Raw genomic sequence first — 15,682 nt, 5'->3', positions numbered from 1 at the left:
TGGTTGGAAAGTGGAGTCAGTATGTCAGACGTCGCTTAATAGGTAAAGCGGTGTGTTTAAATTATTTCGATAGTTTATTACTATTTGACCGGCTACCCGCGACTATTGCGACGCACCAATCCTGGGATCAGTCTCTCATGAGCCGCCAGAGGGTCGTGCGGCCGATTCCCAGCGCCCGGCTTGCTGCAGCGCGATTGCCACCAGCCTGTTCAAGGGCGCGAAAGACATCTTCGCGGGTGGGTGAGCGACGGGCCGAGGGGTCGCCGGCGGCGTGGGCAGGAGTCACGGCTCCATGCGCGTCCGAGGCTGTCTGCCGCATGCGCCCGAATTCCGGAAACACTGCCTGCAGATCCTGCCAGCCCTCGCCGGCCGAATCGCTCAGATAAATCGCAGCGCGCGCCAGCAAATTTTCCAGCTCCCGGACATTGCCGGGCCACGCATAGTGCTCGAACAACGGTGTGAGGAACGCCAGAACCCGATCGAGCGAGGCGCCCGACAGCCCATATTGGAGCGCGCTGCGGTTCAACAAATGCCGCGCCAGTTGCGCGACATCGCCGCGTCTCTCGCGCAGCGGCGGCAATTCTATCTGAAGCAGATTCAGCCGAAAATACAGGTCCGCGCGGAACGCACCCTGCTCGACCAGCGCGTGCAGATCACGATGGGTGGCGGCAATCACCCGCACGTCGACGGGGGTCGCACGCCCGGAGCCGAGCTTCATGACTTCGCGCTCCTGCAACACCCGCAGCAGCCGGCTTTGCAGCGCCGCCGGCATCTCGCCGATTTCGTCGAGGAAGATCGTCCCGGTGTGGGCGATCTCGAAAAGGCCCGGCTTGCCGCCCCGGCGCGCGCCGGTGAACGCGCCTTCCTCGTGACCGAACAGCTCGCTCTCGATCAGCCCTTCAGGAAGCGCCGCGCAATTGAAGGCGACAAACGGATTGCCGCGCCGCCGGCTGGCATTGTGGATGCCTTGCGCGACCAGCTCCTTGCCGGTGCCGCTTTCGCCGCTCAGCAGCACGGTGGCGTCGTGAGCCGCGCCCGCGCGCGCGAGCCGCCGCACCCGCTCGAGCGCCACTGAACTGCCGATCAGATCGTCCAGATGGTGCCGCGCGACCAGATGCTTCGGCCGCTGGCTGGTACGCAGCGAGCGGTCGATCCGCTGGGCGACCAGCGCATCCTGCACCGTGACCACCGAGCCCGAACACACGCCTTGCTCGAGGATCGGCACACAGTTGACGATCAGCGCACGGCCGCCGATCTGCTCGATTCGCTCCTCGACCGGCATGCCATGCTCAAGCGTCTCGCGCAGTAACGGGCCGACAGCACGCGTCAATTGCGCCGGAAGGTCCTGTTCGCGGTCGAGGCCGAGCAGATCGAGCATGGCCGGATTGACGGCTTCGAGCTGACCAGCATCGTCGAAAGCGGCCACGCCGTCGCGCAGATGGGCGACGATCGTGTTCAGGCGCACCCGCTTCGATTCCTTCTGGCGGCTCACACGCGCCAGCTCGACCGAGCGCTCGAACGCTTCTTCGACCGCGCCGAGCGAATACAGGAAGACGCTCTCAAGACCGGCTTGCTGGGCAAAATCGCAGGCCATGCCGGGGCCGATGATGACGCTGCAGCCCTCTGCTGCGAGGCCCGCAACCGCGAGCCGCACTTCATCGATTGACCGGTAGGCGCGCTGTTTCAGGCCGACATTCAGCCATGCGCTCAGGTCCGCGAGTTCGTGCGAGATGGTTTCGTGCAGGACAAGGCCGATCTTTGCGCCGGGCCAGGTCGTCGTGGCGCGGGTGATCGCGCTCAGCACGTCGAAGCCGTTCACCTTGACCATCACCACCGGCACGCTCAGGTTGTCGCGCAGGTATGCGCCGTTCGATCCGGCTGCCAGCACGACATCGACCGAACCCGCGTCCACATAGGCTTGCAGGGCCGTGACGGCGGCGCCATAACCTTCCCGGACCGAAAAAAATCTGGCCCGCCCGGTATAGCGCGGCGCGACCGTCTCGCAAAGCGATTGCAACCGGCTGATACTGACCAGGGCGACGCCCGGGCGGCCGGAATTGGAATTGGCAAGGGACGACGTGAACGTGGACACTGCGACACTCCGCTCGTAGCTGAAACGTTCCATGAAACGTTTCACGGAACATATCGGCTATTCTGCCACGAACGGCGGCACGCCCCCTTTCCGCCTAAGCTTTTGATTGTCCGGCACAAATCGTGAAACGCGGCAAATGGCATGCTTCCTGCGAATTGCATCTCAGCGTTCTATCACCCACTTCCCATCTGGAGACACACCGTCATGAGCACATCCGCTAATCGCCGCGCCGCGTTCCGCGCCAAAGTCAACCAACGCCAGGGCCTGCTCGTGCCGGGCGCCTTCAATGCGATGAGTGCGCGCGTGATTGAAGACGCCGGCTTCGAAGCGATCTACATCACGGGCGCGGGCGTCACGAATATGTCGCTCGGGCTGCCCGATCTTGGCTTCATCGGTCTCGCCGAAGTCGCCGAGCATTGCGCGCGGATTCGCGACGCGGTCGCGCTGCCGCTGATCGTCGACGCCGACACCGGCTTCGGCAATGCACTGAACGTGCGTCAGACCGTGCGCGTGCTCGAGCGCAGCGGCGCCGACGTGATCCAGTTCGAAGACCAGATCATGCCGAAGAAATGTGGCCACTTCTCCGGCAAGGAAGTCGTCAGCACGAGTGAGATGGTCGGCAAGATCCGCGCCGCCGTCGACGCCCGCGAAGACGGCAATCTGCAGATCATGGCGCGTACCGATGCGGCCGCCGTCCACGGCATCGAAGACGCGATCGAGCGCGGCCATCGTTTCATCGAGGCCGGCGCGGACATTCTGTTTATCGAAGCGACTGAATCGCTCGCCGACATCGAGCGTTTGCCGGCCCTGTTCGACAAGCCGCAATTGATCAACATCGTGATCGGCGGCAAGACGCCGGTGCAATCGCGAGAAGCGCTCGGCAAGCTCGGCTACGGCATCGTGCTGTATGCGAACGCGGCGCTGCAAGGCGCGGTGCTCGGCATGCAGCGCGCGCTCGGCACGTTGCAGAGCAATGGGCGCCTCGATGAAGACGCGACGCTGGTCGCGCCGTTCAGCGAACGCCAGCGCCTTGTCAACAAGCCGCTGTACGACAAGCTCGATCGCGAATACGCCGCGAAGGACTGAGCGGCAAGAGCGCTGTGTTTCCGGCACGGTCTTCGCCATGTTGGCGTGGACCGCCGCTGTCTGCAGCGGCTTGTTGCGTTACGATGCAGAGCTGGCTGACGCCAGACAGGCCGCGACCTCGTTGCCCGTCCATCGAGGAATGCCGGAAACACGTTTTCAAAAGGTTGTCGCAAGAACATGAAGTCAACTCAATCGCGCGGGACACGCCAGCACGCTAAAGACGCCAAAGGCGTCATCGAATCCACCCGCAACGGCAAGGTGTCGAGGACAGCGGCATGACCGGCGACACACGTAATTCACATGTCGGCTGGCTGCCGTACATCGTCGCGGCCACCTTCTTCATGGAGTATCTCGACACCACGGTGATCGCCACTGCCTTGCCGCAGATGGCGCACTCGTTCGGCGTCGGGCCGAACAGCCTGAGCCTCGGCATGACGGCCTACATGCTGGCGCTGGCGATTTTCATCCCGGTGAGCGGCTGGGTCGCCGACCGCTGCGGCTCGCGCACGGTGTTCTTCAGCGCGATCGGCGTCTTCACGCTGGCTTCGGTATTGTGCGGCTTGTCGCAGAACGTGACCGAATTTACGGCCGCGCGGCTGCTGCAAGGCATGGGTGGCGCGATGATGGTGCCGGTGGGCCGTTTGATCGTGGTCCGCAGCACCGAAAAGAGCCGGATGATGCAAGCGATCTCGACCATCACCTGGCCGGCCATTGCAGCTCCCGTCGTCGGACCGCCGGTCGGCGGCTTCATAACCACCTATGCATCCTGGCGCTGGATCTTCCTGCTGAATGTACCCTTCGGTCTGGCAGCGATGGCCGTTGCGCTCGCGCTGGTGCCGAACCTGCGTGGCACCGAGCGCAAGCCGCTCGACGTGGTTGGCCTCGTGCTGAGCGCCACGACGCTGACGGCAATTCTGTATGGCGCTGAACTGGCGAGCCAGCCCGGCGAGAATCCCTGGGTGGCGGGTGCGTTCATCGTCGGCGGATTGCTGGCGGGCGTTGTGGCGTTCCAGCACGCGAAGCGTCATCCGCATCCGCTGATCGACGTCTCCACGCTGAAAATCCCGACCTTCTCCGTGACCGTGGTCACCGGCTCGTTCACCCGGATCGGCATTGGCGCGGTGCCATATCTGATGCCGCTGCTGTTCCAGATTGGTTTCGGGTTGTCGGCGTTCAAGTCGGGCCTGTTGTTGCTCGCGAGCGCGCTCGGCAATCTCGGCATGAAGGCGCTGACCACGCGCATTCTGCAACGCTACGGCTTCCGCATGGTGTCGATTATCGACGTGGTGGTGGCCGGCGTTTTCATCATTGCCTGCGGGCTGTTGACGCCGAACGTGCCGCTCGCGCTGGTGCTGTTCGTCGTGTTCATCTACGGCGTAGCGCGCTCGATGCAATTTTCGACGCTTGCCACCCTCGCCTACGCCGACGTCGCACAGCCGCAGATGAGCGCGGCAAGCACGCTATGGAGCGCCGCCGCGCAGATGACGATCGGTTTGGGCATCGCCTTCGGCGCCGTCTCGCTGCGCGCGGCAGCGTTCTTCAACGGCGAGACGACCGGCCGTGTATTCACCCTGGACGATTTCCGCCTCGCGTTCCTGTTTGCCGGCGTGCTGACGCTGGTGTCCGTGACCGGCTACCTGGGCCTCGCGCGCGACGCCGGACAGAGTATTGGCGGCGGTTCGCGCGGCACCGAAGATCCAGCGAAGGGCTGAGCTCGCAGTGGGCCGGAAGGATGGAAAGGTTTGAAGCGGAGTTGAAGCAGCGGCGCAGTGCCCAACCGGTGCCGCATCCTTTGATTGCTTGATCAGAACCAGCGGGGACGCGCAGTGCAAGCGAACGATTTGACGATTTCGAGCAACAAGGCCGACCTCGACATAGAAATGGTCTACGCGTTTCTATCGCAGGAAACGGCTTGGGCGAAGGGCATGCCGCGCGAGACGTTCGACCGGGCAATGGCGGGGTCCCTATGTTTCGGCGCGTATATCGAAGGCAGGCAGATCGCGTTTGCCCGCCTGATCACGGACCAGGCGACATTCGCCTACCTGTGCGATGTATTCGTGCTGCCGGCGTACCGTGGCAAGGGATACGCGTCGGCGTTGATGAAGCATGTATTCGGCAGCCCGTCGCTGACCGGTTTGCGCAGAATCGTGCTGGTGACGAGCGACGCTCACCACGTCTACGAACCGCACGGCTTCAAGGGGCTGGCGACGCCGGAGCGTTATATGGAAGTGCACAACCCGGATGTGTACAAGACGGCTTAAGCGAAGCACGGGCGGCTGATGACGGAGCCGCCTGTTAGCGCAGCACGTGCAGGCCGGGCGCCCTGTTCGCCTACGTCCGGGCGGACGAACTGCTCCTGATCGCCGGCAGCCGTTGCGGCACTGTCATCTGCGCGCCACGTTCGACGGGTACTTTTCTGCGACAACATAACCCGTCCCGACCCGATGCCACAGCCTTCCGTGCGCGACAGCGATAGCGACAGCCGCACCACTCAAGGCGGCCGCTTTGCTTAAAGCCGCCTCCACCAGTGCGCTGCTCAACGCCTTTCTCATGGCGCTGCAGATTGCCATCGGCCTGACGGCGCATTCGGACGGGCTGGTCGCGGACGGCGTCCACACCTTGAGCGACCTGGCCGCCGACGGCGTCGTGCTCATCGTGCTGTATCTCAGTTCGAAACACCTGAATGCAACGCCGCGCGAAGGGGACGGCAGCACCACGCAAGCCCTGGGATCCCTCTTCATCGCCGCCCTGCTGATTGTTACGGCAGCCCAAATGCTCTGGCACAGCATCGGCCAAACCGCCACGTTGAGCGGCAACACGACGATGCAAGTCGGCGCGCTCGCCGTTAGCGGCTTCGTCACGATCGCCAAGGAAGCGTTGTTCCGTTACCTGCGCGCGGAAGGCCAGCGCACCGGCTCGGCGATTCTGCTGGCAAGTGCCTGGCACGCGCGAATGGATGCAGTGTCGGCGCTGGTTGCGACCTTAGGGGTAGCCGGCAGCATCGCGGGCATGCCGATGCTCGATCACGTGGCAGGCGCGGCGATCGGCCTGATGATCATGCGGATGGGCTGCGTCGGCGCGCGCAGCGCATTGAAGCAACTGTCAGCCGGTGCTCCGGGGAAAACCGCCGCACCGCACGCGGCCGAATAGCGCGCGCCTCAGCCGTACGCGCGTTCGCGCATCCACTTCGTCATGATCCATTTGTCGCCGCCAAGCACCGGCGCGCCGCCGTGCAAGGTCAGAGGATCGAGTTGACGCTGGCCGTTCATATAGCGGAAATACACCGCGCCACCTTTGACCGCCGCGACTGACATGCCCGCATCCGGGAAGATCGTCTCGCCGCCGTCGGGCACGTCGTTCAGATAGATCACCAGAGTCGACACGCGCTGCCCGCCCTGGGCGGTATGCACCGCGCTGCCGGGCTGATCGGGCGGGAAATAATCGAAGTGCGGGCGATATTCGCCGGTCGTGCCGTAATGCAGAATCTGCAGTCCCTCGCCGTTTTCAACCGGCCAGTTCATCAAGCTCGAGATGCGGCGGTCCATCTTTTCGATGAACGCGTCTTCCCCGCGCTGGTACCAGATGCCTTCGCTGGTGCGGTTGCGAATCACGTCTTCCTTGCCGGTGGCGGGATTGACCGTGGTCGAGCGTTTCAGTCGATGACGCGAGCGCTCGATCATCTCGTCGCATTCGTCAGGCGAAAGCACATCGCCGAACACGATCACCTGGGGCCGCTCGCAGCGCATCAACACGCGGACGTCGCGATCCTGCGCCCGGATCACATTGCCGCGCGCAACCGGCGACTCGTCGTATTGGTAGGTTTGCGGCGCGGTTTTGACGAGGGCAGCCTCGGTCGCTACGGCCGCCGGGGCCGCTCCCGCGTCCGCCGGGTTCATGCCGAACGCTTTGCGCACTTCCGCGCGCGCGGCTTCCGTGGCGAAGCCGGCCTGCACCATCGCGTCGATCATCGAGTCGATGCTGCAACCGCGCGCTACGTTACTGCTCAGCCACGCTTCCCATGACGCATCCACTACCGGCATAGAACTCCCCGCTTGTCGATATCACGAAATACTGCATCAACTGGCCGGTTCATAGCAAGACTGGGGGAATGCGCCGGGCCAACCCGGGGCTGACTCCGGGTTGGCCCCGGGCTCAGCCGTTAAGCGCGGCGCTGCCGGCGTCGATAGAGGTCGAGGCCTTTTCTCGCCTGCGCCCTGATCGCGCCCTGCACGAACGGTGTCCAGCCGAGCAGCAGGCCCTTGAACCCCAAAGCCTGACGGGCCCAACGCCAAAGGTCGAAGGTATCGCGGTGTTCGACGATGCGACCGTCGCGAAACACGAAGCGGGCATCGATGCTATTCACTACCGTGCGGCCCGTCTGGCTGAATGTGTAACGGGCGACCCAGTGGGCGCGGCCGTTGAGCGCATCCGCTTCGACGCCGTCGAACGTCAGCGAGAAGTCCTGCGCGCGCGACACCAGCATGCGCCACATGTCGCGGGCCTCTTCGCCGCGCAACTCGCCAAAGGCCGGATCGCTGAAAACTACGTCGTCGGCATAGCAGGCAGCCATCGTTTCGGCGTCGCGCTGCTGGAACGCGGTGTAAAAACGCGCGATCAGTTCGGTGTTGGGATGGCTCATTTTCTTGTGCTTATGCGTTACCCGGTCGACCTGTCGTGGAAACGGCCCGGAAAGGAGCGTGCGCCTGAGCGCGCACGCAGCACACGATATCGGAAAATGGGGCCGCCGTGGTCCAGGTGGTGGCTTCTAAGGTGCAGCGTCAGTCGGCGAACGTCAGAGCGCCGCCAGCAATGAATCGATCAAGCGGACGGCAAGACTGCTCTGCTACCCGTTCGCTGCAATCCCACGGACCCGTGCAGTTTCACCTCTGCGGCCCAGCAGCCAGATCCCCGCCGCAATTGACGCCGCCGCCGCGCCAGCCAGATAGAGCGCCGCGGCAAAACCACTGGCAAAGCTCGCGTGCGCGGCCGACACCACCGTGGCCCCGAGAGCCGGCGGCAGATGCGCGGTGGCCTGCGCCATATCTCCCGCCAGCAGGCGCGACATGAAACCCGCGTCGAGCGCCGCGCGGATATCAGATGTAATTGGCGTGCCCGCCACGAACACCGCGTGAGTGCGGGCCGCGAGTACCGCGCCCAGCACACCCACCGACGTGACGATGGCCGTGAAGCGCGTCGTCGTGCTGATACCGGACGCCATGCCGGTTCGATCCGGCGGCACGCACGCCATGATGGCCTTCTGCGTATCGCCATTCATGATCCCCGCGCCGAGCCCGGTTACGACCATGCCGAACGCCACCAGCGCATAGCGTGCGTCGCCGGCGACCAGCGCCGTCAGCAGATTTCCGGCTGCAATCAGCAACAGCCCGGTCGACAGCAAAGCCATGCCCGACAAGCGCTTCGCGAGCGCCGCGCCGATGTACGGCCCGAGCACCATCGCCAGCGCGAACGGCAACATGCCGACGCCCGCCCTCACCGCTGACAGGCCGAATGCGTTCTGCAGATACAACGGCAAAAACGTCATCATCACCTGAGCACAGGCAGCGTAGCCGAACATCGCGAGCACGGCGGCGACAAAGCGCGGCTGGCGAAACAGCGCAAGATCGACCATCGCATGCGCCCGCGAGCGTTGTACCTGAACGAACGCGCCAAACAGCAGCACGCATGCCACGAGCCTGGCGCCGGTTGTCCAGCTCACAAGCCCGTCGGCCGGCACCTCGATCAACGCCCAGATACCGAGCGCGAGCGCAAGGCCGAACAGGATGCTGCCGGCGGCGTCGAGCGGACCGGGCTCGGGATTGCTCGACTCGCGAATCGAGCGCGACGCGCACCACGCGAGTACGGCGCATACGGGCAGATTGAGCAGGAAGATCCAGCGCCAGCCGAGCCATTGGGTAATGACGCCGCCGACGAGCGGCGCCACCGTCGTGGCAAGGCCCATGCAGGTGCCCCACACGGCCCACGCCCGCACGCGCGCGGGTCCTTCGTGGAAGGTGTTCGCGATCACGGCGAGCGCCGCGGTGAGCAGCATCGCGGCGCCGACACCCTTAACCGCGCGCGCCACGTTCAGCATGGCCGCCGATGGCGCCGCCCCGCAACCGAGCGACGCCAGAAAGAACAGCGCGAGCCCGAGCAGCAGCATCCGCTTTCGGCCGACGCGGTCGGCCAGACCACCCGCGGGCAGCAGACATGACGCGAAAGCGACCATATACGCGCTGACCACCCATTCCACATCGGCAAAATTCGCGTGAAACGAGCGTGCAATCGACGGCAACGAGACGGCGACGACGTTGGTATCGAGCACGATCAGCGCACAGGTTGCCGACGCGGTGGCCAGCACGAACGCGGGGTTGACGGATGTTGAGTCTTTGGAGTCTGACGACTGCGCTGGCAGCGAGGGACTAGTGGACGTGGATGACATACAGGCTGGTGGCGTCGAATCGAAGTCATACGATGGTAGCGACGCTTCTATTGCCTGTCATTGGCATAGAATCACAGAATAATTAGCTCTGATGGAAATACTGAAAACCATGAGAAAGCTCGAGCTCCGTCATATTCACGCATTCGTTTGTGTCGCGAAGCATCTTCACTTCTCCCGCGCCGCGGATGAATTGGGCATCGCCGCCCCAACGCTAACCAAGCTGATCCAGGAAGCGGAACGGTTGCTCGGCGTGCGGCTCTTTCATCGCACCAAGCGCTCGGTGACATTGAGCGCAGCCGGCAGCGCCTACCTCGCCGAAGCGCTCAGCGCGCTTGACCACCTCGCGCGCGGCGAAGAGCGCGCGATTCTCGCCGAGCGCGGCGAGTTGGGCAGGATCGAAGTCGGCTACGTCGCTTCGGCCGCCTACGCGGGCGTATTGCAACGGGCGGTCGGCGGCTTTCGCGCCAGGTACCCGGGCGTCGATGTCTCCATTCGCGAGGTACCGATGGACGGCGCGGCTGAGATGCTGCGCGACGGCCTGCTCGACGCAGCCTATGTGCGCCCGCCGATGCCGCTCGTCGACGGTATTCAGGCAAGCACCGTGCACCGCGATACGTTCGTCCTCGCGCTGCCGGAAAGTTGCGCACTCGCCCATTTACCGGACATCAAACCGGCGCAACTGCACGATCAGTGTTTCGTACTGCCGGAACAGGAAGCCGGTACCTTCGAAGTCGCACGGCGCGGGCGTTTTTCGCCGCGGCTCGGGTCACGTCCCGGCACACTCGCTGCGGTGCTGGCCTGCGTATCGCTAGGCGGCAATGTGGCAGTCGTTCCGCATACCCTCGCGGATTGCATCGCGTTGCCGGGCGTCGTCTACCGATCCATCGCCGGCAAACCAATCGCCTCGGAAATTGCCATTGCCTATCGAAAATTCGAACGGACGCCGGCTGTGCGGGCATTTCTCGAGTTCGCGCAGGGCAGCTAAAACTGCCTGCCGCTACCCTCACGCCGCCTTTCGTTATATTCTGTCGAATATCACGGTATGCTTTTGCGCAGCGCAGCGCAGCGACCCGCCCGCCAATCGCGTACGACCAAGCGAAACAAGCAAGCAGGAGCCAGCAGCAGTGCCTAGTCGATCCCCATCGCGACCCACATTGCGATCCCCGTCGTCCGACCCGGCGGGACGTCGCCCGAAAGGACTTCCGTCGACCATCGTCGCGCTGAAATCGGCGTCCGAACGTGGCCGCGCGGAACTGATCCGCGACGTCGTCGATGCTTACCGGCGCCTTTACGGCAGCGTGCAGCGCTTCGTGCTGATGCTGGCGGGCGACCAGTTGAACTTCGCTTCGGTGGGCACGTCGGGTTCGCACTCCTTGAACCAGTTGCTGTCGATCCTGGCCGAACAGGCCAAGGCGGCTGCTTTTGCCCGTCTGCGCGATCTGAAAGCATCGATCGAAGAAGCGCGCTCGGCCGAGCAACTTCGCGACGCGATCTTTTCGGATGCGCTCAGCAACGACCTGGCCGCGTTACGCAAGGTGGTAGCGGAACTCGAACGGCTCGATACCGCGTTTATCGGCCTGTGCGTTGGGCATGTTCTGGATCAGCATGCACGGGCAGCCGGCGGCGCAGCGCCGGCCGTCACCCGTCGCGTCGCGGGCCGCACTACCGCGGCAGTTCCCGCTACCGGTGCCGCCACTGCTTCTGTCACCGCTTCAGCCACGATCACGCAGCGCAAATCACGCGCAGAGCGGACGCTCGTCCACCCGAACGACTAATTCGTCATTGCCGCATATGAACGTTTTCTTTTGCCCATCGCTATATCTTTTCGAATATATCGCCAGCAGCGCCTGCATGGCGCGGTTGTCCAGCAAGCACGTTCAGTCAGCCTGACGCCAGATCCGGATACGAGGTCCTCATGCACACGCCGCCGTTTCGTCTCGCCCAGCCTTCGCGCCTCAAACTGTCCGGCGACGAGCTTGCCGGCACTGGCTTGCGCGTGGCCGATCCGTGCTGCACGCCCGCCAAGGAGTCGTTCTCGAACCCCAAACGGCGCGCGCGGCTCGCAGAGCTCAATGGCCAGTTGCATTGCTCGATCATCGGCACCTGTCTCAGCACGCATGAACTGCGCAAGCTGGTGCCTAAATTCACCGGCCTTGATCGCCGAGACGCGAGCGATCTGGAAATTCATCACTCGGCAGTCGAACTCGCGATCGATGGCGGCGCGGGCGCCAAAGCCCTGCACAAGTTGCTCGACGAGCACTATGCGGCGGCGATCCGCCGCTTCGACAAAGCCGCCGACGATGTCGAGCTGCTGAAGCTCTGGGACGAAGCGCTGAAAAGCGGCGAGATCCCGCCTGCTTACTGGGCTTTGGTGACGCATCCGTGCGCGACCCTGCATGTGCGCCAGAAAGCGTTCGGCGAATTGCACATGCTGTCGCATCTGGTCGGCGCGGCGAATCGCGCGGACATCCGCAGACTGGTTGCGCTCGAAGCGGAAAACGCCGAGTTGAAAGAGAAAGTCGAGCGGCAGCAAAGCCGCTTGCAGGAACTCAGCACGCAGCGCGACGCGGCCATCGCCGCGCTCAACGAGCAGATCGCGCAACTCACCGCTCTCGCCACACGTCAGACGCCGACGGATCCTTTCGATCTCGAAGCGGAAATATCGAAGCTGCGCGACAAGCTCGCCGACAGCGACCAGCGGGTGGCGCTGCATACGAGCCGCCGTGAGGTCGCCGAACAGCGCGCGCTGCAGGAGCAAGGCGCGGCACTTGCATTGCGCAGGAGCCGCGATGAGGCATTGGCGCAGCTCCTGTTGGTGCAGAACGAATGCGACGCGCTGGAACGCGCGACGGTGAATTCAGTGGAAGGCAGCCATGGCGCGCAGACGCGGCAAGCCAGCCTCGACAGTGTGCGCGGCAAGCGGATTGTCTACGTGGGCGGCCGCCCCGGCTCGAACGCCGCGCTCAAGCGGCTGGTGGAGGCCGCCGGTGGCGATTTCGTGGTGCACGACGGCGGCGTGGAAGATCGCAAAGGTCTGCTTGCAGCCGCGCTGCCGGGTGCGGATATCGTCGTGTTTCCGGTCGACTGCGTCGATCATGATTCGATGAATACGCTCAAGCGCGTGTGCGAGCGTCATCAGATCGACTATCACCCGTTGCGCACGGCAAGCGTGGCGAGCTTTGTCGAATTGGTGGACCGGCTGCGCCCGGAGCATCTTGCCCAGTTGGGCAATCCGCCGCCCTCGGCGTTTTGCCTGCGTCACGGTTGAACGGCGAGTGCGAGGAGGCGCACTCAGGCTCAGGAACGAATCAGCCGGGTCAACTCGGCGATCTGTTTCGCGCAGCTTCGCTGGGCCTCGTCTTCGACATCGCGGTACAGATGAATGATGCGTTCGCCGACCGGCGTCAGTGTACAACCGCCGCCGCTTTGACCGCCCTGCTCCGAGTGCGTGGCCGGCGTTTTGAGCGAGCGGTTCAGCTCGTCGATCAGTAACCAGGCACGCCGGTACGACATGCCGAGGCTGCGCGCCGCAGCCGAGATCGAGCCGTATTCGCGCACGGCTTCCAGCAGTTCGACTTTGCCCGGTCCGAGCGCAACAGCGTCGCCGCTGCGGATGCGCATTCTGAAGCGCACTTCGGGGCGTGGTTTCGCGGATTTTGTCGCGGGGCTTGGTTTGGTTTTCGCGGTATCAGCCATGCGCGAAAGCATACACGAACCGTCTCGCGCTGCCATCCTGGCTGAATGGCCTTCAGGGGTGGTCGGGAAAGCAATGTCCGTAGTCTTCGCAGCCCGGACAACCGGGTGCCGGGCCGGGTTGAAGCCCTAAGGAAAGCGCGCGTTGCTGGGCGAGGAATTTCTTCCAGCGCAGATTCTCGACATTCAGCAGCACGAGCGTCGGGAAATAGCGCGTCAGCATCCATGTGACTTCTTCCCGGCCCGCAAGCCCGAGGTCACGCCACAGGTGATCCGGCCGCAAGCACGCGTGAGCGATGATTGAGGCGAGACAGCGAGCGTCGTTCGTGTCGACGGCGGTACTGGCGTAAGTTAGCAGCAGTGCGTTCAGCGTTTCGACGAATGCTGCGTGTTCGCTGGTGTCGACAAGTGGCAATGCGGGCAAGGACGCAAACATGGGCGCAGGTGCGTGCCCAAAGTGTCGCTCCAATAGCGCGCGCCACGCCGGCTGCGGCAGCCCAAGCAACACAAGTTCGTCGCGGACATCGCGCGCGGCGATCAGCTTGGCGAACAATCCAGTATCGGGCGACGCGGGGTCCGTGGCCACATCTAGCCACTTCGCCGTGCGCTCGGCAACCCGCGCATCGAGGGACGCGAACAGCGATTCAGGGCTGGGCGCAGCAGGTTCCGCAACAGGCGAAAGTGGTTCGTCAGACATGACGGCGGCACGATGAAGAACATCGAACCATATTACGCCCGTCATTCGAATCACCTACGCCAGAGGCTTCAAGACATGCGCCTCGATACGCGCGAGCCGTTTGACGTGGCGTGGCGCGGGCAGAATGTCCGAACCGGAAAACAGAATCGGCGCACCGTCTTCAGCATCGAGCGCGCGGCCATCGCATTCATACGCAACCAGCACGTTCTCGCCGATCGGCGTGTTGAACAGTTCGTGCCACGAGAATGTCACAACGTAGCCATCGTGCCCCACCGCCACGAACACCGTCCGCTTGAACTCGCCCGGCACCTCGTTCGGCAAACCCGCTTCCGAGATCAAGGTCGTCAGACGCACCCCGCGGTAAGGCTCAACGCTGCGGATGAAACGATTTGTCGTGTAGCAACGCAGATCGAATGGTCTGGCTAGCACGCTTTCGTAACTCTTGAGCCGCTCGAGGTCGAAAGACAGCGTCCGCTGGAACCGTCCGCTCAGGACGAGCGCGCTTTCGACGGCAGGCGCGGTAATCACATTCACACTATCCATACGCGGTTATCCCCAGCATTGAAGCCTGACCGGCCTGTTCACTCGTTATTTCCGTGTGTATATTACGCTGCGATGGCCGCCTCGGTGCAAAAGCGTATCGATACGCAATATATCGCCAGGCATATCGGCCACTGCGCCGACGGTGTCCACATCCATAGACCACACAGAGCGCGCAGCATCCCACACCGCAATGCGATGGCGTCGTAATATAGCGCTCTTAATAACGCATCGGGGTTAATCGCATGATTCGCAAGCTGCTTGCATCTTTCGTGGTTGTCGCCGGCGTGGTGACGGCTGTGCCCGCCCTCGCGCAGGACGACACGGTCAACGTGCTGTACGCCGGTTCGCTCGTCAACCTGATGGAGCGCAGTGTGGGGCCGGCCTTCGAAAAGGCCACCGGCCAGCACTTCCGCGGCTACGCGGCGGGCTCGAACAAGATCGCCAACGAGATCAAGGGCAAGCTGCGCCGCGGCGACGTGTTCATCAGCGCGAGCCCGAAGGTGAACACCAGCCTGATGGGCGAGGCGAATGGCGATCACGTCACGTGGTATGTGAACTTCGCCGAATCGCCGTTGATGATCGGCTATAACCCGCAAAGCAAATTCGCAGCGGACTTCAAGAGCAAGCGCTGGGATCAGGTGTTGCAGGAGCCGGGCATCCGCATCGGCCGCACCGATCCGAAGCTCGATCCGAAGGGCGCATTCACCGTCGAGATGATGACGAAGGCTGCGGAGCTTTACCATCAGCCGGACCTCGTCGAGAAGACATTGGGCGACGCGGAAAATCCGGCGCAGGTTTTGCCTGAAGAAACGCTGGTGGGCCGTTTGCAATCCGGCCAGCTCGATGCCGGCTTCTTCTATTCGACCGAAACGTCCGACCTGAAAATTCCCGCGCTCCGTCCGGCGCCCGAATTGCAGGCCAAAGCGAGCTACACGTTGACAATTCTCAGCGACGCACCGAACCGTGCGGGCGCGAGCAGCTTCGTTGACTTCCTGCTGAGCGCACAAGGCCGCGCGTTGCTCAAGCAACACGGCGTGGACGTCATCAAACCGACCATTACCGGCAATGTGCAAACCATGCCGCCTTCGGTGCAAGCCGTGATCGACGCCGCCGCGCAATAAGGCGATGGAAC

At 63.6% G+C, this 15,682-nt stretch carries 15 protein-coding genes; 8 read left to right on the top strand and 7 right to left on the bottom strand.

The window, feature by feature from the left end:
- Positions 1–127: 127 nt before the first annotated feature.
- The gene (gene prpR, locus KHO33_RS02160) at positions 128–2,092 is read right to left on the bottom strand and encodes a propionate catabolism operon regulatory protein PrpR (protein ID WP_407946153.1); all 1,965 of its coding nucleotides are present in this window, start codon (positions 2,090–2,092) and stop codon (positions 128–130) included.
- A 204-nt stretch (positions 2,093–2,296) separates the two neighbouring features.
- Here prpR and KHO33_RS02155 point away from each other — a divergent pair, with 204 nt between their 5' ends.
- The 4 genes from KHO33_RS02155 to KHO33_RS02140 all read left to right on the top strand — a co-directional run bounded on the left by KHO33_RS02155 (position 2,297) and on the right by KHO33_RS02140 (position 6,328).
- Entirely contained in the window at positions 2,297–3,178 is an 882-nt protein-coding gene (locus KHO33_RS02155; protein WP_200561809.1) for an isocitrate lyase/PEP mutase family protein, read from the top strand.
- Between the two features lie 275 nt (positions 3,179–3,453).
- Positions 3,454–4,890 (top strand): MFS transporter, encoded by a 1,437-nt coding sequence (locus KHO33_RS02150; RefSeq protein ID WP_200561811.1) that lies wholly within the window; start codon positions 3,454–3,456, stop codon positions 4,888–4,890.
- A 114-nt stretch (positions 4,891–5,004) separates the two neighbouring features.
- Positions 5,005–5,439, top strand: a complete 435-nt coding sequence (locus tag KHO33_RS02145) for a GNAT family N-acetyltransferase (RefSeq protein ID WP_054035373.1) — start codon at positions 5,005–5,007, stop codon at positions 5,437–5,439.
- A gap of 244 nt (positions 5,440–5,683) precedes the next feature.
- A complete protein-coding gene (locus KHO33_RS02140) occupies positions 5,684–6,328 on the top strand; it encodes a cation diffusion facilitator family transporter (protein ID WP_200561813.1) in 645 nt (214 codons plus the stop codon).
- A gap of 8 nt (positions 6,329–6,336) precedes the next feature.
- On the opposite strand, the gene KHO33_RS02135 is transcribed toward KHO33_RS02140, so the two are convergent.
- The 3 genes from KHO33_RS02135 to KHO33_RS02125 all read right to left on the bottom strand — a co-directional run bounded on the left by KHO33_RS02135 (position 6,337) and on the right by KHO33_RS02125 (position 9,617).
- On the bottom strand, positions 6,337–7,218 hold the full coding sequence (locus KHO33_RS02135) for a 2OG-Fe(II) oxygenase (protein ID WP_200561815.1): 882 nt from the start codon (positions 7,216–7,218) through the stop codon (positions 6,337–6,339).
- Between the two features lie 119 nt (positions 7,219–7,337).
- Positions 7,338–7,817 (bottom strand): nuclear transport factor 2 family protein, encoded by a 480-nt coding sequence (locus tag KHO33_RS02130; RefSeq protein WP_054035370.1) that lies wholly within the window; start codon positions 7,815–7,817, stop codon positions 7,338–7,340.
- A gap of 204 nt (positions 7,818–8,021) precedes the next feature.
- Positions 8,022–9,617 (bottom strand): MFS transporter, encoded by a 1,596-nt coding sequence (locus KHO33_RS02125; protein ID WP_200561817.1) that lies wholly within the window; start codon positions 9,615–9,617, stop codon positions 8,022–8,024.
- Positions 9,618–9,726: 109 nt separating this feature from the next.
- Between KHO33_RS02125 and KHO33_RS02120 the strand changes: the two genes are divergently transcribed.
- From KHO33_RS02120 to KHO33_RS02110, 3 genes are all read left to right on the top strand, one after another.
- A complete protein-coding gene (locus KHO33_RS02120; RefSeq protein WP_200561819.1) occupies positions 9,727–10,602 on the top strand; it encodes a LysR family transcriptional regulator in 876 nt (291 codons plus the stop codon).
- 169 nt (positions 10,603–10,771) lie between these two features.
- Positions 10,772–11,392 (top strand): hypothetical protein, encoded by a 621-nt coding sequence (locus tag KHO33_RS02115; RefSeq protein WP_234480407.1) that lies wholly within the window; start codon positions 10,772–10,774, stop codon positions 11,390–11,392.
- A 140-nt stretch (positions 11,393–11,532) separates the two neighbouring features.
- The gene (locus KHO33_RS02110) at positions 11,533–12,885 is read left to right on the top strand and encodes a DUF2325 domain-containing protein (RefSeq protein ID WP_200561821.1); all 1,353 of its coding nucleotides are present in this window, start codon (positions 11,533–11,535) and stop codon (positions 12,883–12,885) included.
- A 29-nt stretch (positions 12,886–12,914) separates the two neighbouring features.
- Here KHO33_RS02110 and KHO33_RS02105 read toward each other — a convergent pair whose 3' ends face one another.
- From KHO33_RS02105 to KHO33_RS02095, 3 genes are all read right to left on the bottom strand, one after another.
- Positions 12,915–13,238 (bottom strand): winged helix-turn-helix domain-containing protein, encoded by a 324-nt coding sequence (locus KHO33_RS02105; protein ID WP_093636141.1) that lies wholly within the window; start codon positions 13,236–13,238, stop codon positions 12,915–12,917.
- Between the two features lie 127 nt (positions 13,239–13,365).
- The gene (locus tag KHO33_RS02100; protein ID WP_200561823.1) at positions 13,366–14,007 is read right to left on the bottom strand and encodes a nitrogen fixation protein NifQ; all 642 of its coding nucleotides are present in this window, start codon (positions 14,005–14,007) and stop codon (positions 13,366–13,368) included.
- 54 nt (positions 14,008–14,061) lie between these two features.
- Entirely contained in the window at positions 14,062–14,550 is a 489-nt protein-coding gene (locus KHO33_RS02095) for a molybdopterin-dependent oxidoreductase (protein WP_200561825.1), read from the bottom strand.
- Between the two features lie 242 nt (positions 14,551–14,792).
- Between KHO33_RS02095 and KHO33_RS02090 the strand changes: the two genes are divergently transcribed.
- Positions 14,793–15,671, top strand: coding sequence for an extracellular solute-binding protein (locus tag KHO33_RS02090; protein ID WP_200561827.1), 879 nt, complete (start codon positions 14,793–14,795; stop codon positions 15,669–15,671).
- Positions 15,672–15,682 lie beyond the last annotated feature (11 nt).

Origin of the sequence: Paraburkholderia nemoris (assembly GCF_905221015.1) — a bacterium.
GTDB lineage: Bacteria > Pseudomonadota > Gammaproteobacteria > Burkholderiales > Burkholderiaceae > Paraburkholderia > Paraburkholderia nemoris.
This window is presented reverse-complemented; position numbering and strand designations above follow the sequence as displayed.